The 17,915-nt window shown below is 35.5% G+C and carries 18 protein-coding genes; 3 read left to right on the top strand and 15 right to left on the bottom strand.

Going from position 1 to position 17,915, the window contains the following annotated elements:
* Window position 1: 1 nt before the first annotated feature.
* Complete coding sequence (locus IGI43_RS14645) at window positions 2–331, bottom strand: cyclic-di-AMP receptor (protein WP_438758518.1); 330 nt, start codon at window positions 329–331, stop codon at window positions 2–4.
* 14 nt (window positions 332–345) lie between these two features.
* Window positions 346–990, bottom strand: a complete 645-nt coding sequence (tmk, locus tag IGI43_RS14640; RefSeq protein WP_438758516.1) for a dTMP kinase — start codon at window positions 988–990, stop codon at window positions 346–348.
* Between the two features lie 193 nt (window positions 991–1,183).
* Here tmk and IGI43_RS14635 point away from each other — a divergent pair, with 193 nt between their 5' ends.
* Window positions 1,184–1,855: an O-methyltransferase gene (locus IGI43_RS14635; protein ID WP_438758861.1), complete on the top strand. Its 672-nt coding sequence runs from the start codon at window positions 1,184–1,186 to the stop codon at window positions 1,853–1,855.
* A 320-nt stretch (window positions 1,856–2,175) separates the two neighbouring features.
* On the opposite strand, the gene recR is transcribed toward IGI43_RS14635, so the two are convergent.
* From recR to IGI43_RS14605, 6 genes are all read right to left on the bottom strand, one after another.
* Window positions 2,176–2,772: a recombination mediator RecR gene (gene recR / locus IGI43_RS14630; RefSeq protein ID WP_438758860.1), complete on the bottom strand. Its 597-nt coding sequence runs from the start codon at window positions 2,770–2,772 to the stop codon at window positions 2,176–2,178.
* A 220-nt stretch (window positions 2,773–2,992) separates the two neighbouring features.
* The gene (locus IGI43_RS14625) at window positions 2,993–3,805 is read right to left on the bottom strand and encodes a PrsW family glutamic-type intramembrane protease (protein WP_438758515.1); all 813 of its coding nucleotides are present in this window, start codon (window positions 3,803–3,805) and stop codon (window positions 2,993–2,995) included.
* Between the two features lie 107 nt (window positions 3,806–3,912).
* Complete coding sequence (locus IGI43_RS14620) at window positions 3,913–4,227, bottom strand: YbaB/EbfC family nucleoid-associated protein (RefSeq protein ID WP_438758514.1); 315 nt, start codon at window positions 4,225–4,227, stop codon at window positions 3,913–3,915.
* Between the two features lie 15 nt (window positions 4,228–4,242).
* On the bottom strand, window positions 4,243–5,994 hold the full coding sequence (gene dnaX, locus IGI43_RS14615) for a DNA polymerase III subunit gamma/tau (protein WP_438758513.1): 1,752 nt from the start codon (window positions 5,992–5,994) through the stop codon (window positions 4,243–4,245).
* A gap of 283 nt (window positions 5,995–6,277) precedes the next feature.
* A complete protein-coding gene (locus IGI43_RS14610) occupies window positions 6,278–6,556 on the bottom strand; it encodes a YiaA/YiaB family inner membrane protein (RefSeq protein WP_438758512.1) in 279 nt (92 codons plus the stop codon).
* A gap of 119 nt (window positions 6,557–6,675) precedes the next feature.
* Window positions 6,676–8,169 carry a helix-turn-helix domain-containing protein gene (locus IGI43_RS14605; protein ID WP_438758511.1) on the bottom strand — a complete coding sequence of 498 codons (1,494 nt, stop codon included), beginning with the start codon at window positions 8,167–8,169 and terminating at the stop codon, window positions 6,676–6,678.
* A gap of 240 nt (window positions 8,170–8,409) precedes the next feature.
* On the opposite strand from IGI43_RS14605, the gene IGI43_RS14600 reads away from it, so the two are divergent.
* The gene (locus IGI43_RS14600; protein ID WP_438758510.1) at window positions 8,410–9,426 is read left to right on the top strand and encodes an immunoglobulin-like domain-containing protein; all 1,017 of its coding nucleotides are present in this window, start codon (window positions 8,410–8,412) and stop codon (window positions 9,424–9,426) included.
* Between the two features lie 22 nt (window positions 9,427–9,448).
* Here the strand turns inward: IGI43_RS14600 and IGI43_RS14595 are convergent, their stop codons facing one another.
* The 4 genes from IGI43_RS14595 to IGI43_RS14580 form a co-directional block, all read right to left on the bottom strand.
* Window positions 9,449–10,435, bottom strand: a complete 987-nt coding sequence (locus IGI43_RS14595) for a LacI family DNA-binding transcriptional regulator (RefSeq protein WP_438758509.1) — start codon at window positions 10,433–10,435, stop codon at window positions 9,449–9,451.
* A gap of 18 nt (window positions 10,436–10,453) precedes the next feature.
* Window positions 10,454–11,935, bottom strand: a complete 1,482-nt coding sequence (gene galT / locus IGI43_RS14590) for a UDP-glucose--hexose-1-phosphate uridylyltransferase (protein ID WP_438758508.1) — start codon at window positions 11,933–11,935, stop codon at window positions 10,454–10,456.
* Between the two features lie 154 nt (window positions 11,936–12,089).
* Complete coding sequence (galE, locus tag IGI43_RS14585; RefSeq protein WP_438758507.1) at window positions 12,090–13,076, bottom strand: UDP-glucose 4-epimerase GalE; 987 nt, start codon at window positions 13,074–13,076, stop codon at window positions 12,090–12,092.
* Window positions 13,077–13,138: 62 nt separating this feature from the next.
* Window positions 13,139–14,299, bottom strand: coding sequence for a galactokinase (locus IGI43_RS14580; protein ID WP_438758506.1), 1,161 nt, complete (start codon window positions 14,297–14,299; stop codon window positions 13,139–13,141).
* Window positions 14,300–14,528: 229 nt separating this feature from the next.
* On the opposite strand from IGI43_RS14580, the gene IGI43_RS14575 reads away from it, so the two are divergent.
* The gene (locus IGI43_RS14575; RefSeq protein ID WP_438758505.1) at window positions 14,529–14,696 is read left to right on the top strand and encodes a DUF3042 family protein; all 168 of its coding nucleotides are present in this window, start codon (window positions 14,529–14,531) and stop codon (window positions 14,694–14,696) included.
* A gap of 406 nt (window positions 14,697–15,102) precedes the next feature.
* Here the strand turns inward: IGI43_RS14575 and IGI43_RS14570 are convergent, their stop codons facing one another.
* The 3 genes from IGI43_RS14570 to IGI43_RS14560 all read right to left on the bottom strand — a co-directional run bounded on the left by IGI43_RS14570 (window position 15,103) and on the right by IGI43_RS14560 (window position 17,904).
* Window positions 15,103–16,977 carry an FAD/NAD(P)-binding protein gene (locus IGI43_RS14570; protein ID WP_438758504.1) on the bottom strand — a complete coding sequence of 625 codons (1,875 nt, stop codon included), beginning with the start codon at window positions 16,975–16,977 and terminating at the stop codon, window positions 15,103–15,105.
* A 36-nt stretch (window positions 16,978–17,013) separates the two neighbouring features.
* Window positions 17,014–17,370: a DUF488 domain-containing protein gene (locus IGI43_RS14565; protein ID WP_438758503.1), complete on the bottom strand. Its 357-nt coding sequence runs from the start codon at window positions 17,368–17,370 to the stop codon at window positions 17,014–17,016.
* Between the two features lie 135 nt (window positions 17,371–17,505).
* Complete coding sequence (locus IGI43_RS14560; protein ID WP_438758502.1) at window positions 17,506–17,904, bottom strand: rhodanese-like domain-containing protein; 399 nt, start codon at window positions 17,902–17,904, stop codon at window positions 17,506–17,508.
* Between the last annotated feature and the right edge of the window lie 11 nt (window positions 17,905–17,915).

Below are 17,915 nucleotides of genomic sequence, written 5' to 3'. Positions count from 1 at the left end.
CTTAGTATTGATGGAAACCTTCTACAGGAAGAACAAAGACAGTTGCACCGCCTACTTCTACCTCGACAGGGTAAGGAATTTGTCCATCCATCGTAATATCTAGTGTTACAGGAGTTGACACATATTGTTTACGAGATTGGCAAGTTTTTTTGATCAATTCCAATGCTTCATCTACACGATCGTCATCGATCCCTACGATAAATGTACTGTTTCCAGCTTTTAAAAAGCCGCCTGTTGATGAAAGTTTTGTCGCACGAATATTAGCATCAATCAGTTCATTGGCTAAACGGTTGCTATCTTTATCTTGGACAATTGCTAAAATAATTTTCATATTCGGTCACCTTCCTAATTTCTAAAATATTCTGGATAACGGTTTACGATTGCTTGAAAAGTTGCCTCTACAACATTCTCCAAGCTCATTCTTGCGTCGATCTTGATAATTCGTTCTGGATTTGCCTCCACTAGTTTCAAATATTCATGGCGAACACGTTGATGAAATTCAAGCCCTTCTGAATCTAATCGATCAATTTGTTGATGGCGATGATTTTTGATACGGTTCAATCCTGTATCTGAATCTACATCTAAATAAATTGTAAAATCAGGTACGGTCCCTTCAATCGCAAACTCATTGATTGCAGCAATTGCTTCAACGCCAATTCGTCGCCCTGCACCTTGATAAGCTAATGAACTATCCACAAAACGATCACATAAAACAATCTTGCCATCTTCTAATGCTGGTAATACTTTTTCCATCAAGTGCTGACGTCTTGCGGCTGCATAAAGCAATGCTTCTGTACGCTCATCCATCTCCTGATTCCTTGGATCTAAAATAATTTGACGAATCTTCTCAGCAATGGGAATACCGCCAGGTTCTCTTGTCTTAATGATACTTCTTTCTGCTGCCAGATCTAGCCTTGGATATAACTCATTCAATACACTTGTCTTTCCAGCACCGTCTGGACCTTCGATCGTTATAAAAATACCTTGCACTTTACTAATCCCCTTACTTACTTTGATTCCTTTTATCTATTATACTTTATCTATTGCTATCAGTCTAATTGAATTCCTTATTATTAAAATTTTCCTGTTGAATAAATAAAACTGGGATGAAAAACCTGATAGGCTTTGCCTTTTGATAGAAAAGAAGTATAATTACTTTAGAGATATCAATAAAAAACCGGGAGTGATTTATTTGGAACAATTATTTGCAGCAGTTGATGATTATTTTATTGAAAAATTAGTAGAAAATGATCCCGTCTTTGATCAAATCCTTGCAAATAATCAAAAACATCAATTACCACCGCATGATGTTTCACCTTCTCAAGGAAAATTTCTTTATCTTCTTGCAAAAATCAAAGGTGCTAAACGTATTTTAGAAATTGGCACACTTGGTGGCTATAGTACACTTTGGTTTGCTAAAGCTTTGGATAATGATGGACAGGTCATCTCGCTTGAATATGATAAAAAGCATGCAGAAGTTGCTCAAGAGAATTTAGATTTTGCTGGTGTTTCAAATAGAACAACGATTATAGTCGGAACGGCTTCTGATAGTTTAAAAAAAATGGTACACACTCAAACAGCACCTTTCGATTTGATCTTTATTGATGCAGATAAAGAAAATAATTCAGTTTATTTGCAATATGCACTACAACTTTCAACGCCAGGAACAATTATTATTGGTGACAATGTCGTTCGTGATGGAGCTATTCTTGATTCGAGTAGTTCTGATGGAAGAGTTTTAGGGGTACGATCTTTTGTAGATGATCTTGCCACTTCTAAGACCTTGACTTCAACGGCAATTGAAACAGTTGGTGTGAAAGGGTACGATGGTTTCACAATCAGTATTGTAGAATAATAAATAAAAGATATACGCGTATAAAAGATAAACTTATTTATCGGTATTTAGGAATGAGACAGTGAAGAACCTTTCAAAAATAGTAAGAAAAAATGAGGCGATAATATAACTCTACAAGTTATATTATCGCCCCATTTTTTCTTTATTGTTTTAATATTCTTTGAGTTGTTATTGTGATTTGACGTGTTCGATTCACTTCAAAACCTTAATGTACTATTTATTTGAAATTTACTCTCTTACAAGCTCTTTCACTAAATTTACTTCTGCAAATCTTGCATTATTAAGTGAAATCCAGACTTTTTCCCGTAATCTTTTTTATTTTAAAGTTCACGTCGTCCTTCTACCGCTTTTAATAAAGTCACTTCATCTGCATATTCAATATCACTGCCGACAGATAATCCATGAGCTAATCTTGTCACTTTGATTCCTGCTGGTTTGATTAAACGAGAAAGGTACATTGCTGTCGCTTCTCCTTCCGTTGTCGCATTCGTTGCAATAATCACTTCTTTGACCTCATCATCATGGAGACGCTGAATCAACGAGGCAATATTGATGTCTTCTGGTCCAGTTCCTTCCATTGGTGACAACACACCGTGAAGGACATGATACAGTCCATGATATTCACGCATTTTCTCCATCGCCATCACATCTTTCGATTCTTCAACAACTAAAATAATACTACGGTCTCTTGTTGTATCCTGACAAATTTCACAAGGATCTTCCTCTGTAATATTCCCACAGATACTACAAAAATGCAGATCACGTTTCACACTGATCAAGGATTTGGCAAAAGCATTGACATCTTCTTCTTTCATATCAAGTGTATAAAAAGCCAAACGAACGGCCGTTTTTTGACCAATACCTGGTAACTTCATGTAACTTTCAACTAATTTGGCGATGGGTTCTGGATAATGCATATTTTCCAACAATTCCTTTCATATCAGGCATTCAGAGAATGATTTTTTAAGGTAACAAATAGAGTAACAAAACAATCAATATAATTCAAGTACCTTCGTTTCATTCTCTTATATTTTATCAAGAGAATCACTCATAGTCGTCTAAGCCGTTTTTTTATAGTCTTTATGTCAGCACTCATACCTGACAACCACATAGCATGACTATCTCTACATCATGAAATTATGGCCTATTAGTTTTCAATAATTTTAATTGGTTGATAATTTGAATTACTATCATAATCGTTAATGTAGTCAAAATAGCTGAAACAATAGAAATGCCATTAAAATCAACTTCATTTATTGGCGAGTTCCATAAGAAATGCAATACGATCGGAGCAATAAGCCAGAGATACGCGTCTCGTTTGCTTATGTTTTTATTTTTGGTTATTAAACAGATAATACCTAATGAAAGGATTCCCGTATAGGACCAATGAGAGCTGATTGAACCCGATATTCTAATGATCACTTGAGGAACGACATCTTGGATCGATTCACTTGCAGCATTTACTACATATGAAATATCTTCCATAATCTGAAAACCAAGCCCCACACTTACACCTACTCCGAAAACTTCAGATAATTTCTTGATTTTTAATAAATAGATGATCAACAACACACATAAAAATTTAGTTGATTCCTCAACAATAGGTGCTGTCAATAAATCTATCCAATTTATGATAGACGTAGACTTTCCAAATAGGCTATTGATCAAACTTGCGCCGATCTCATTACCAAAAGCAGATAACCACCCTGGAATAAAAGCTCCACCAAAAATCCCAAGTACGATCATATAGCTCGGAATATTGAAATAACTCGAAAATTTCTTCAATAATAGAGTACCTGGTACAATATACAGACATAATAGCAATAATGATAAAAATAATACTAAGTAGGCTGAATTATTCAAATTTGATAGACCAATACTTTCTAATTCATAACTAATACCCATAGAAGCAAGTAAAATAAATAAAAATAAACAAATTTTCTTTAACATTTTCTTCCTCCTCATAGGCAGATGATCATTCACTCACTAAACAACCACTAAAAAAGATGAACTCAAAACCTATCCTCGAGTCCATCTTATTTCTAGTCACTTTTAAACTAAAATCCTGGCATGCCTTTAGCATATTTGCCCATTGTTGCTTCTGTTTCTTTTTCAACTTTAGTCAAGGCATCATTGACTGCCATAATCACTAAATCTTGCAGCATTTCTACATCTTCTGGATCAATCACATCTTCTTTGATCGAAATATCTTTCATTTTACGGTCTCCTGTAAATGTTGCTGTCACTAAATCATTGCTTGAAGCTCCTACAAATTCTCTTACGTTTAATTCAGCTTGCGCCTTTTCCATATCTTTTTGCATTTTTTGGACTTGTTTCATCATCCCTTGCATATTTCCCATACCTCGCATCATAACTATCGTCTCCTCTTAATCATTTATTACTTCAACAAGCGCCTCACCAAACATGGCAATCGCTTCGTCTACTACTTGGTTGTTGACTTCTGCTTTCGGTTCTTCTGTTAGTAAATGATTCTCTTCATTATTATCAGATTGCTTTTCATTGATTTGATCATCTGATGTTTCTTTATTTTGGCTGATAAATGACTGGCGCAGCTTCGGCCAGCTTTCTTTGGTAATACAAACCATGTCAGGTGCGTAATTGTTTACCAAACGGCTTAAGTTATTATGAACGGCTAACTGCATTTCTTCATCTTCCATGGCTCGGCCGCATACGATCTCATACTCAAACGCGATCACTAAACCATTAGGACCTGCTGCAACTGGCTCACTAGCTTTTAGCATCGCCCTTTGGGTCACAGACATCATTTGTAATAAGTCATCCCAAACATTTTTGACGTTCAATAAATGATCTTTTGTCGCTTCATTCAGCACTTTATACACAAGCTCTGTTGGTATTCGCAGCGTATTCTTGCTGCTTGCCGCTCGTGTCACTTTAGCTGGCTCAGCTTCTTTAGCTGTGACACCATTTTTCTTCAACTCTATTAATTCTTTTTGTAATTGTTCGATTTGTTGTTGTAAGGTAGAAATCTCTGCAGTTGACGTTGGCTGAGACTCAGTTGAAATTTCGACTGGTCTTTTAACTGATTTAGCTAATTTAACCGTTGCTACCTCGAGATAAATATTCGCATTATTGGTAAAACGAATATCATTTTGCGTATCGCTTAAAATTTGGATCATCTGATAAATTTTTTCTGCAGCAGTCTGTCCTGCTAGTTTTTTGAAATTCTCTGTCAGATTTCCGACTTTTTCAGCTAATAAATTAGGCGCTTGTTGAAACATAAGTAAGTCACGGCAATATAATAATAAATCTTCTAAAAAGCGCCTTGCCTCTTTGCCAGAGCTAAGAATACTTTCTAATACTTCTAGCGCTTGTTCGACATCTCCTGTTACACAATTGGAAATATATTGATCCATCATTTCATAAGTTAAACTACCAGTCACTTGCATTGCATCTGTCAAAGTAACTTTTTCGTCGCTAAATGAAATCGTCTGATCTAAGATACTCAAAGCATCTCGCATCCCACCTTCGGCAGCTCGGGCAATGACATATAATGCCTGTTCTTCAAATCCAACATCGATTTGTTTTAAAATATACCCCAAATGATCCACTATATCTTGTGTACTGATTCGTTTGAAGTCAAAACGCTGCGTTCTTGAAATGATTGTTAATGGAATCTTGTGTGGTTCAGTTGTTGCTAAAATAAAAATCACATTTTGCGGTGGTTCTTCCAAGGTTTTTAACAATGCATTAAAAGCACCAGTAGACAACATATGTACTTCATCGATGATATAGACTTTATATTCTGCTTGTGTTGGGGCGTATTTTGCTTTATCACGGATGTCACGAATCTCTTCTACCCCATTATTGCTCGCCGCATCGATTTCGATTACATCGTTCAAACGACCTTCCGTTATCGCAATACATGTCTCACATTCATTACACGGTTCCCCATCGACGCTATGTTTACAGTTGATTGCTTTAGCAAAAATTTTCGCCGCACTTGTCTTCCCTGTTCCTCTTGGGCCGGTAAACAAATAGGCATGCGAGGTTTTCTTTTGTATGATCGCATTTTTTAATGTCTGCGTGATTGCTTTTTGACCAACAACGTCATCAAAACGCTGAGAACGCCAGACACGATACAAAGCTTGATAAGCCATAATTTACCCCTCCCTCGACATTTCACTATCTTCTATTATACGTGATTTTTATGGATAAGGCATTAAAAAAAGAAGTTCATTAAAAAATTCTTTCAAAAAAAATGAGAGGGACATGACTCTTTGAGTCATGTCCCTCTCACATAGAATCCGTGTAAATGATAAGAGCAAATCAATTCCTTAGAAAATAAAACAAAATTCACAAAAATTTGAAGAACAATTTTCGTGAATTTCTTCTTATTTTCTAAGGGTTAGGTACTTCTGTCCTATCCTTTTTAAATAACTATTAAATATGAGTGTCAGTTTCTTCTTTTTTTATTAATCCATCTTGAGCTCGGAACATTTGATTGTAACGTTCTTCATCTTCTTGATTGTCTCTGATCACTTTTGAAAGTGTAAAAGATGTAGAAATCAATCCAACAGATCCCATCAAATAGTACCCTTTAACCATCAATGGTTCTTTCAAGGTGTATAGACCAATCAACATCAATGCTACAAAAAAGGCAAATGATCCCCAACTTAGAAAGACAAATGCAGGTGTGTTTCTGTACGCTTTCTTTTTCATAATTCTCTCCTTTTAAATAATAATACCATTTTAGTATAGCATTACTACTTATTAAATGACAATCCTTATTTTAATTTCCAACGCAATAATTGGCTTTAATAATCAAATAAAATAGCATTTCAGACATTTAAATAGGCAATATCTTTTGGCAGAACTAGGCGTCTTTTATCAATATATTTTCGTAAGTCAGTGAGATTTTTAAATGACGGAATGTCTTCAACAATCATATTAATCTCTTCATCCACTGTTTCAACTGCATAATTTGATACATATAAATCATAATTTTGCTTGAAACTCTCAACTATTGGGTCATAAAAATGACTCTCTTGAATAGAAAGATTAATCTTATTTTGGAAATTTTCTTTTAAAACGGAGCTGAGTAGCTGAGCATGTTCCTTCCCTAAATCACTTAATACTAATACCGATAATTGGTGCCTCATTTCATCTGTAAGCTTGCCCAAATCTTGCCAGCGAATTGCCATTTCATGAAGAATTACATCTAAATATATTGTTTCCCAAGGGAACTTCATTTTTGCTTCTAGAACATTTAAGGCTTTATTGACCACAGCCGTAAATACAACAAAATTTTGTTTGATTGCTCTGCTGGAATACAAATAGCGATTATAGACCATAAATTTTTTATAAGGAAACATTTTGTGTTTTGCATAAAGATACTCGATCAAACGAACAATACTTACTCTACTTTGCTCTGAAATAGAAATAGACAAAGCGTCTTTGATTGTATTCACTAAATTTTCCGCTTGATTTATAACATTTATTTTTTCTTGTTCGTTATCCCATCCAAAATCCCACCAAAAAATAGAATAACAAAAATCTTCATACCAATTATCAGGAAGCACTACATTTAATGGTTCAGCAATTGCTTCGACATCTGATTGATATTTTCTAACATCGATCGTATTTTTTACAAAACAATTGATTGGGTCTTTTCTATTCTTAATTAAAAAGCCTTGCCGTTCTCTAATAATGGTTATTGCAATCGAATATGCTAAATTAACAATTTGGCTATCATTCAATTTTAAGTTGAATTTTTCATTGATCTTGTTTGATAAACTGAAGACTTTTTCTCGGTCTAAATGAAAGGGCCATTCCCGAATACCGTAAACCTCAATAAAATAGCAAGTAAAAAAATAGCGAATCTGTCGTTCATCTTTTCCATGTACAAAATACGGGGATCGACTCATTTGAATATTGCGGTCTTTTAACGCTGAACTAATCAAATTTGACAAACGATATAAACTAGAATTACTTAAAAATAGTTTTTTCTCCCAATAAGCTGCCGATTGCTTAGGTTCAAAAAAAATCGATTCTAATAAAGTAAACGCATTTGATTCTTGCATAATTTCAATATAAATTTCATGAATCGACTTGTGTGGGGAAGCAATCAGCCTGATTCCGTGCTTTCTGGAAGTTTCTATTGTCAGATAATCTGACCAGCGATCTTCTATGTACTGACAATCCAACATGATCGTTTTTTTTGAGCATTCAATATGCTCAGCAAGATAATCCGAAGTGATCCAGTTATTTGGTCCATTCAATAAGTTCAGCAATAACACTCTTCGATGCATAGACGGCGATAGCAATCTCTCCATTTTCTCTCCTCTTTTCAGCTTTTCTCTATCTTTCTTCAAATTTTTCCATTAGTTAAGATTTTTTTGAAGAAATCCCTATTTAACAATAATTATAGCATCTTTTGGTCCATTTTTAAATCAAACTGAAGCGCAACAGAATTGGTTTATTTAAAGCCGGGTCTTATTATAAGAATATAAAAACGCGGATTTAAAATTTATCGATAAATGGAAAATCTCACCACAATTTGGGAGGGATTCTACATGAAAAAAAACACAATAAAACACACTATTATCATTGGTTTCATCAGTATTTTTGCTATTACTTTATTTGTAGGTGGATTTATTTTTACCGATGCGTTTAGTAGATTAGGCAGTTTAGCTAATGAGACTAAAAAAGCAAAAATTACCCTAGTAAAAAATGTTCCGACAGAAAAGCAATTGGAAAAAAGTGCAACGGCTACTGAGAAAAAACAACGGAAAGAAAAAATCGTTGCGTTGAATACTGCCAAAGATGCTGTTGCACCAAAGATCAATGTACCAGAAGAAACTATTGAACAAAATGCTCAAGTAAATGTATATGATGGCGTCACTTCGACTGACAATAAAGACGGTGATGTGACAGCTAAGATATCTGCAGATGGCGTCTTAGATACATCTGTTATAGGCACACAAACCATTCGTTATACTGCAACGGATTCTAGTGGAAACACTGGTAGTGCTGATAGAATATATAATATTGTGCCAAAAAATGAGCCTGAAACAACTCCTGTTGTAGAACAAGCTCCTGTAGAACAAACAGTAGCACTTACCGAACCTGCCAAAGCTAGTGCATCCGTACCTGAAGCTCCAGTGGAATCGACATATGGAGCAATGACTATCACGATGAATGGCCAAACGATTCCCTATCAAAATGGCGGTCAAGGTAGTGGACAAAGTGTGATCGATTCTAATCCTAGCGGTGTCGCTTCTACTTGGGGAGGAGCTGCTGTTCAATCGGGTGATGATGGTCAAAACACTCATTTTATCGGTCATAATCCTGGTGCCTTTTCAACTGTTTTCTCATTAAGTGCAGGTAGTCAAATCGTTGTAACAGATGCCAGCGGAACTCCGACTACGTATACTGTACGTACAACGCTTCAGTTAGATGACTATGGAATGGAAGTTGGAACAGGTACCGACTACTGGGATCTGACAGTTGGTACAGGTGGCGGAGAACGTATTACTTTGCAAAGTTGTATAAACGACGATATAAACTTGTTTGTAATTGCCTATAAATAGTAAAAAAGAGCATCAGCGAAAATTATTTCGTTGATGCTCTTTCAATCAGTTCTGTCGCAATCGTTACTTTTTTTGCCACAGGTGCTTGTTCATGAATAATTGAAAGAATCGTTTCAATCGCCAATTCTCCCATCCATTCTGTATGGACTTTTATTGTCGTCAAAGGTGGACTAACATATTTTGACACACTGATATCATTGAAACCAATTACTGAAATATCTTCTGGTACCTTGAGTCCTACTTCTTGAATTGCTTTTAGCGCCCCCACTGCTAAGGCATCACTGGAAGCAAAAAAAGCAGTTGGAAGACTTTCTGAATGTTGGTTTAAAAAATTCTTCATCGCGTCATAGCCGCTAGCGACCTTAAAGGGAGCTTTTAAGATAAAAGTTTCGTTAAGTAGTTTTTTTTGTGCCAACATCTCTTTAAAAATTATCAGCCGTTTATCTTCAAGCTGTTCTTGATTTCCCGAAGTATATTCTTCTCCAGCAATCATGCCAATTTCTTGATGGCCATGCTTAATCAAGTAAGCCAAAACACAAGAGATGCTTTGATGAAAATCAATAACCAAAGAATTATAGCCTAAATCCAGTGCATCGAAATCCACAAATAAAAGATTGGCATTCATCTTACCTAAATGATCAGCTTGTTTTTTTGTGAATTTTCCTAAAGCAAGAATTCCGTCAACAGGTTCACTATCGAGTTCTTCTAACGAACGTTTAATCAAATCAAGTCCAAGCTCTTCAGCTTTTTTCTCAATTCCTAAACGAATAGACAAGTAATAAATATCTTCTAATTCTTCTGCTTCATCATACCATTGAATCAATAGGATTTTGGCTTTAGCAGTTTTGGTATTTTTTTTGTGTTTTGTATAACTTAATTCTTCTGCTGCTTCAAATATTTTTTGTTTTGTTTCGATCCCAACTGAAAGGTCAGGATCATAGTTCAGCACTCTAGAAACTGTGGCTGGAGAAACTCCTGCTAATTTTGCGATATCTTTAATCGTTGCCATCTTTTCACCTGCCTTGTTTTATAAACTGTCAATAAATCGTTTAAACGCTGCCTGTCCTTCAGGTGTTCTTTTATAAACACCTGCATCAGCTAAAACTTTAGTAAAAATCTGACCTACTTCTTTTTGAATGATCTCTTTTGCATTTTTTTCATTGAAAGAATACGTTTCTTTCATCTGTTCTGCCCATTTTTTATGGTAATCCGCTATTAGATTTTTTTCCCCTAAAACATACTTTTCTACTTCTTTCAACTCATCATCTAAACGTGGCGGCAATATTGCAACACCCATCACTTCGATCAATCCTATATTTTCTCTTTTGATATGTTGAACTTCTTTATGGGGATGGAAAATTCCATCTGGGTATTCGGCAGAAACATTGTTATCACGCAACACTAAATCCAACTCAAACAGTTGGCCTTTGCGGCGAGCAATCGGTGTTATCGTATGGTGAGGTGTTCCATCTGCAGAAAAAGCTTGAATTGATACACTAGCGTCAGAATAATTACGCCATTTTTCTAAAATCATAGAAGCAGCTTCAACGATATCTTTTGAATTAGGACTTTGCAGACGAATAACAGATATCGGCCATTTGACGATTCCAGCATTCATCAAAGGATAATCGCTCAACTCAAAATAGTGTTCAATCTCTGCTTTCTCCATTGGAAAAACATGCTGTCCAGCTTGGTAATGATCATGCGTCAAAATGGAGCCACCTACGATTGGCAGATCCGCATTAGAACCTACAAAATAATGAGGCAATACTTCAATGATCCTAATCAATCGGCGGAATGTGTCTTTTGAAATAACCATCGGGCGATGTTCCTCAGACAAAATAATTGAGTGTTCATTATAGTAAGCGTACGGCGAATATTGAAATCCCCAACTTTCACCATCTAAATTCATCCGAATGATTCGATGATTGGTTCTTGCTGGATAATTCACTCGTCCTTTATAACCTTCATTTTCCATGCATAAAACACATTTAGGATAATCCAACTGAGTTGCTTGACGTGTAGCAGCAATTTGTTTTGGATCTTTCTCAGGTTTTGATAAGTTGATCGTGATCTCCAATTGACCATATTCTGTTTCTGCAGGAAAAACAATATTTTTAGCGATTGCTCTAGTTTTGATGTAATCATTTTCTTTACTTAATTTATAGAAATAATTTGTTGCATCAACTGGTGCCTTTTCATAATGTTGGGCAAAGAGCGCATTAACGACTGAAGGTGGCGGTGTTAAAAAATCCATCAACTGTGCTTCAAAAATTTCTAAATCAACTGTTTCTGGTTGAATAATGTTATTTTTTTTCGCTTGATCGACTAATTCATCAAGCAATTCTAATGATGTTTTTGTCACGAGTGTTGGAGAAATAGACTCTAACGTTTCTTCACCAACCATTGCAAGGATACGATTTTGTAAATAGAGACGATCTAACTCCATAAAACCGCCAGCTTGAATTGCTAATGTGACAAAATCAGTAATAGTTTGACTAATTGACACAACGTTTCCTCCTAAATTTAAAAGCGTAGAGGGCTCATTTAATCTCGGCAGAAAAATAGGAAAAAAGAAATGAGGCGCCTTTTGGCTCTTTTATTTTTTATCTTTTCTCCGAGAGGCTAGCTCTTAAAACTATATGATATACCGTTACACTATGTTACTGATAACCTTTTGGATGGCTAACATGCCAATCCCAAGCAGTCTTGATGATCTGTTTGATTTCTGTGGTTTGAGGTTGCCAGCCTAAAATCATTTTAGCTTTTTCACTTGAGGCAACCAATTTACTAGGGTCTCCTATACGACGGGGCAAGACTTTGGCGGGAATTTCTTTACCCGTTACCTCTCTAGCTGCTTCTAGCATCTCTTTGACCGAATAGCCAGTATTGCTGCCTAGATTAAAAATATTACTTTCATTTCCCTTTTGTAAGTATTTCAACGCTGCAATATGAGCCGCAATCAAATCCTCTATATAAACATAATCTCGAATACAAGTACCATCTGGTGTCTCGTAATCTTCACCATAAATTCCTAAATACTCTCGTTGTCCTAAAGCAGTTTGTAAAATAATTGGAATCAAATGCGTCTCTGGATCATGATCCTCACCAATTGTAGCATCTAATTTAGCGCCAGCAACATTGAAATAACGAAGTGCAACATACCGCATGCCGTATGCTTGATCACACCATTTCATCATTTTTTCCATCATCAATTTACTTTCGCCATATGGATTTTCTGGAGTTGTCGGCATTGTTTCTACTATCGGCATCTCTGTTGGTTCCCCGTAAGTAGCAGCAGTTGAAGAAAATACGATATATTTGACGCCAAATTCTTCCATTACTTCCAAAATAATTTGAGTTCCGTAAACATTGTTATTAAAATAGCTTAAAGGTTTTTCGACTGATTCACCAACAAGTGAACTTGCAGCAAAATGGATCACACCGTCGATTTTTTCCTTTTTAAATACCTCTTGCATAAATTTTTTATCTCTAATATCGCCTTTATAAAATGTCGCCTTTTCATGAATTGATTGTTTATGGCCAGTCTGAAGATTATCAACTACGACCACCTCATAATCAGAATTAATTAATTGATCAACAGCGTGAGAACCGATGTAACCTGCTCCACCTAAAACTAAAATCGACATATTTTTATCCCCTTTTTTAAACACATAAGAAATTAAAATCGTTTTTTTACGCAGTCTTTATTCTACAGCTTTCTAGCTCCATCATCAACATGTGCGATATAAAAATCTGCTGCATAACCGATTTTTTCTTGATAAATTTGTCCAACTTGTTTAATAAAATGATCTTGTTCCGTTTCTTTCACTAATGCAATTGCGCAGCCGCCAAATCCAGCACCAGTCATTCTAGCACCAAGTACACCCGATTGCTTTTGGGCTGCTTCTACTAATGTATCCAATTCGATCCCAGTCACTTCATAATCGTCTTTTAAAGAAGCATGAGAAGCATTCAGTAATTGACCAAACTGCTGCAAATCATTTTCTACAAGAGCCTTTTTAGCTTTGATCGTTCGTTGATTTTCAGATACTGCGTGCCTTGCTCGTTTAATCAAGCACGCATCAGCAATAATTTCTTTATTTCGCTCAAAAACTTCTTGTGTTAGCTCACCTAAAGAGCTGATCGGTAAAACCTTTTGTAATCTGCTTAAAGCCAACTCACATTCCGCTCGTCGTTCATTATATTTTGAATCAGCCAATTCTCTGCGTTTATTTGTATTCATGATTACAATCACATATTCACCAAAATTTGCTGGTACCAATTCGTGATCCAATGTATTTGTATCTAATAAAATAGCGTGATTTTGCTTCCCCATGCCAATAGCAAACTGATCCATGATTCCAGAATTTACACCGATGAAATGATTTTCAACACGCTTACCTGTGATCACAAGATCCAACATTTTAATAGTTAGATCGAATAGATCATTTAAAATTACGCCCGTCAACAATTCGATTGAGGCAGATGAAGAAAGTCCTGCTCCATTTGGAATCGTGCCGTAAAATAGAATATCCATCCCATGATCGATAGCATATCCTTGTTCAATCAAATAATGAATCATTCCTTTGGGGTAATTCGTCCAATCATGTTCTTCTTTGTAAACCAAATCAGTTAATGAACATTCGATAATGCCTAATTTTGAAAAATTGTCTGAATAAAAACGGATTTTTTGATCTTCTCGTCTTCTGGCAACACCATACGTGCCTATCGTGATTGCTGCTGGAAAAACGTAGCCACCGTTATAATCTGTATGTTCCCCAATCAAATTGATTCTTCCAGGAGCAAAGTAGACTTCTTTTGACTCGATTCCAAATATTGAATGAAATAATTTTTTTAATTCATCTTCCACAATTTTCACCTCACATTTTTAGTAAATTAATTATAAAACATTTACTAAACTTTTACAACATTTTACTAAAACGGTTACAAATTTTTACGTTCCACTTATAATAAAAGAACATATCTGTATATTTTCAGTCACAGTTGACTATCTCATAAAGCATTTACTACAATCTATTGGATTTTTTTCGCACTTTAGTTCATAATGGAAGTGTATAATAGCAGAGAGGAGAATGTATATGAAAAAATTTGTTTCAGGTGTGCTTGTCGGAACAGCTGTCACTTGTGCTGCTGTTGTCGGCTTTGCAGCTACTATCAAAAAAACTGTTCTTGATCCAATCGAGGAAAAAGAAGACATGATCGAGGAAAACCGTAAAAAAGCAATGCGCAAACGCATTTCTCGATAAACAGAAAAGCAAAACAATGTGCTTAGCCCTCTTGAAAATTAGGAATCTGAAAATGAAACGTTTTTTGTTCCATTTAAAGGTTGTTTATTTTCATAGAGGGTTATTTTGTATCTCCGAAAGATCTAACGAGTGCAGCTGGGTCATGAACAGTGGATACTTCCGTCTGATTCTAAAAGAGAGAAAACCCATTTGTGATAAAAAATATCACAAATAGGTTTTCTCTCTTTTATTCCATAACTCAGGTCTTGAAAGAAAAAAGAATATGGGCAAAAAATAGAAGCTATTTTTATTTCACACTCTAAATGCGAATAAACGTTTGAAGAAGACTAATTAGAGATCATTCACTATCGAAATTGAATATTCCGTTTTTCTTGTTATTTCAGAAATCCCTACTTATTTCTCTGGGCTACACACTATTATTCTGATCTTCATCTTTCATAACTCTTTTTTCTTTAAATATATTTCTCGCAATCAAATCTGCTTCTCTCAGATTCCATGGATTTGTTCCAGGACGTGAAGTAGCTGCTGTCAACCAATGAATTCCTTCTGTTGGAATGCCATAGCAAAATAATCCACGCACAGTTTCTCCAACTTTAGACTGTATTTGATGCGTTTTACGCTCTACTAAAAGCGCGCCAGTTTGGTAGACTTCACCTGATGCTAATTCTAATTGATGTAAACACGCCATCTTATCTCTTAAAAGTTGCTGTACCAATGGATTTAAACTAAACTGATTCGCCGTTTTTGGCAATCTAGCTTCAATCAAAAAATGCGTCTTATATTTTTTGATTGGCTCTTTTCTAGACGATGCGATAAACCCGCCCGCCTCTGTCACTATTTCCATTTCAGGTTTAAGGAGAGTCACAATTCCTGCTTTTATCAATGCTTTAAGCTCGGCAATTCTCTCTAATGGCGGACCGATTGATAAAAAAGCATTCAACGGAGTAAACCAATCCCAAAGCCATTTTTTATAGTCATCATTTGAAAACAATTCATGATCTAACATAAAACGAACTTCATCTCGCAAATCTTTCAAACTATCCAACGCTGACACAAAAGGACCCAAAATCGTGCCTTTTTTTGCTTGTTCAAAATCCCAATTTAAGTAAGCAATAATGAATGCCTGAAAAGAATCTGCTTCTCCCAACTCTTGATAAGGATGTTGAATAATTGCCCAATCCCAATAATCGTTTTTGTGGATACCATATTTTTCCAAAATTGAGTCAGCACCTTTTGTCCGAATAAACTCTTCATTGAATCGATTTTGATTTACTTTTGGATAATTGGCCTTGACTAGGGCCGAATAATAAGCAAATTCCACTTCTTTTTTTAAAAGTGCAAAAAATTGCTCAGCAGGAAATGTTCCTTTTCTTTTAAACTTATTCAAGCTTTTTTCCTTTAAAAACCGCGGTTGGTATTCTTCGCCGTATTTTTTTTGATTAACACCTCTAGCATGGTAAGGGATTCCCCGGTTAGATCCAGCAACAATTTTAGGTTCTTTTCCTGAAGGCTGATAGACCAATTCTCCATTTTGCTTTTCAAATACGCCACCACGTTCACTCGTCAACAAAGTAATATAATCAAAAAAAACTAACCCCAAGCCTCTGACCAAGACAGAAGTATTCTCTGTAATGGCTTCAAGATACGCATCTGCAGCATTTTTAGGTGAAGAATAAAATAAACGATGTTCACTAGCATAAGCAGCTAACTCTTTTTCTTGTCCAATCAACTCATTTTCTTGGTGACCTAACGCTAAAATAACCGTATCTACTGTTGTCTCTACAGCTTTGGTATAAACTAAAAACTTGTCGTCCTGCATTTTTACAGCTCGAACAGTATCTTTAAAAAACTTCACTGACGTTTGATTGGTCATTCTAGTCTGCACATATTCATAAAACCATCTTTGATATAAGCCATAAAAAACACGTGAACAGTGATCATCTGGTCCTAATTTTTCACACTCTTCTAGCAATTTCGTTCTATTATTTATAGTATGTTTCTTGATAAAAACCGCCGCTTCGCCTTGGGCCCATTCGTATAGATTCGGCCCTTTAGCAATAGGACCTTTTGTGCTTAACGTTTCATCTGTAAATAAAGTAACTTGAGAGGTGACTGAATTCATCAACAATGATAATGACTGGTCTTCTCGCCATACTTTCCCTCCCGGTCCATATGGATCAAACATTGTAATTTGGATCACTTGTTCTTCCCTTGACCACTCAACGATTCGCTCCAATATCGAAAGTCCTCGAGGGCCGCCGCCGACAATTGCGATTTTCATTTTTTTCCTCCTTTCAACTTATTTTCTTTTATTTGTTCAGTTCATTTTTTCTATAATTTCTTTTAATACAATGGCATTGTTATGCACTTCATCTTTTGCACTATAAATCATTGTGACCACTGGATATTCTTTTATGATTTTTAAAAGTGTTTGAAATGCGATCTTAGCGTCACCAGATTTTAATTCTGTTTTGTATTTTTCTTTGAATACAGGAAATTTATCGGGTTCATGATTAAACCACTTTCGAAGTTCGTTGCTTGGCGCAATGTCTTTTAACCACAAATCTAAGTGCTCTTTTTCCTTGGACATGCCTCTAGGCCACATACGATCAACTAGTATTCGATACCCGTCATTAGTGTTTGTTTTTTCATACGCTCTTTTTATTTGAATCATTTTATCACCTCATTATTATTTTATCCTACTTACTAAAAAAAGAAACGATTTTCGATTTTGATTTTGAAATAAAAAACACAGAGAAGAAAACGTTGTCCATTCTTAGAACCATCGCTTCTCTCTGTGTTTCAATACTTAAGCATTTTTCTTTTTTGTTTTTCCATTCCAGCCTTCATAGCCGCCTTTTAAAATATAAAGATCTTTATAACCATTTTTACGCAATTGATTGGCAGTGCGAATACTTAATGATTTTTTTTGATCATAAATATAAACAGGCTGATCTTTACGAATTGAATTTAACGTTGTTTTTATTGTTGTGTACGGCATGCTACGGGCACCAAGAATATGACCGGCATCAAATGAGTCTTTTTCGCGGACATCAATGATTTGAGCTTTGCGCATACCTTCTTTAAATTCTTCTTCTGTGATTGTTTTAGCAGAGCGTTTCGCCATGATTCTAAGATAGAGCTCATTGATCCCCATTGCTAATAAAATTGCTATTAAAATACCGTTGATAATCCATAATACGTTCATTCCAAAATCCC

This window comes from Enterococcus sp. AZ126, from assembly GCF_051714545.1.
Classification (GTDB): Bacteria; Bacillota; Bacilli; order Lactobacillales; family Enterococcaceae; genus Enterococcus_L.
The sequence above is the reverse complement of the archived record's forward strand: the minus strand, read 5'-3'. Positions and strand labels throughout refer to the sequence as shown.

Excerpts from the sequence above, each read along its gene's own strand:
- IGI43_RS14645 (WP_438758518.1), bottom strand. The coding sequence starts at position 331 with ATGAAAATTATTTTAGCAATTGTCCAAGATAAAGATAGCAACCGTTTA.
- recR (WP_438758860.1), bottom strand. The coding sequence starts at position 2,772 with ATGCATTATCCAGAACCCATCGCCAAATTAGTTGAAAGTTACATGAAG.
- IGI43_RS14625 (WP_438758515.1), bottom strand. The coding sequence starts at position 3,805 with ATGTTAAAGAAAATTTGTTTATTTTTATTTATTTTACTTGCTTCTATG.
- IGI43_RS14620 (WP_438758514.1), bottom strand. The coding sequence starts at position 4,227 with ATGATGCGAGGTATGGGAAATATGCAAGGGATGATGAAACAAGTCCAA.
- dnaX (WP_438758513.1), bottom strand. The coding sequence starts at position 5,994 with ATGGCTTATCAAGCTTTGTATCGTGTCTGGCGTTCTCAGCGTTTTGAT.
- IGI43_RS14610 (WP_438758512.1), bottom strand. The coding sequence starts at position 6,556 with ATGAAAAAGAAAGCGTACAGAAACACACCTGCATTTGTCTTTCTAAGT.
- IGI43_RS14605 (WP_438758511.1), bottom strand. The coding sequence starts at position 8,169 with ATGGAGAGATTGCTATCGCCGTCTATGCATCGAAGAGTGTTATTGCTG.
- IGI43_RS14600 (WP_438758510.1), top strand. The coding sequence starts at position 8,410 with ATGAAAAAAAACACAATAAAACACACTATTATCATTGGTTTCATCAGT.
- IGI43_RS14595 (WP_438758509.1), bottom strand. The coding sequence starts at position 10,435 with ATGGCAACGATTAAAGATATCGCAAAATTAGCAGGAGTTTCTCCAGCC.
- galE (WP_438758507.1), bottom strand. The coding sequence starts at position 13,076 with ATGTCGATTTTAGTTTTAGGTGGAGCAGGTTACATCGGTTCTCACGCT.
- IGI43_RS14575 (WP_438758505.1), top strand. The coding sequence starts at position 14,529 with ATGAAAAAATTTGTTTCAGGTGTGCTTGTCGGAACAGCTGTCACTTGT.
- IGI43_RS14570 (WP_438758504.1), bottom strand. The coding sequence starts at position 16,977 with ATGAAAATCGCAATTGTCGGCGGCGGCCCTCGAGGACTTTCGATATTG.
- IGI43_RS14565 (WP_438758503.1), bottom strand. The coding sequence starts at position 17,370 with ATGATTCAAATAAAAAGAGCGTATGAAAAAACAAACACTAATGACGGG.
- IGI43_RS14560 (WP_438758502.1), bottom strand. The coding sequence starts at position 17,904 with ATGAACGTATTATGGATTATCAACGGTATTTTAATAGCAATTTTATTA.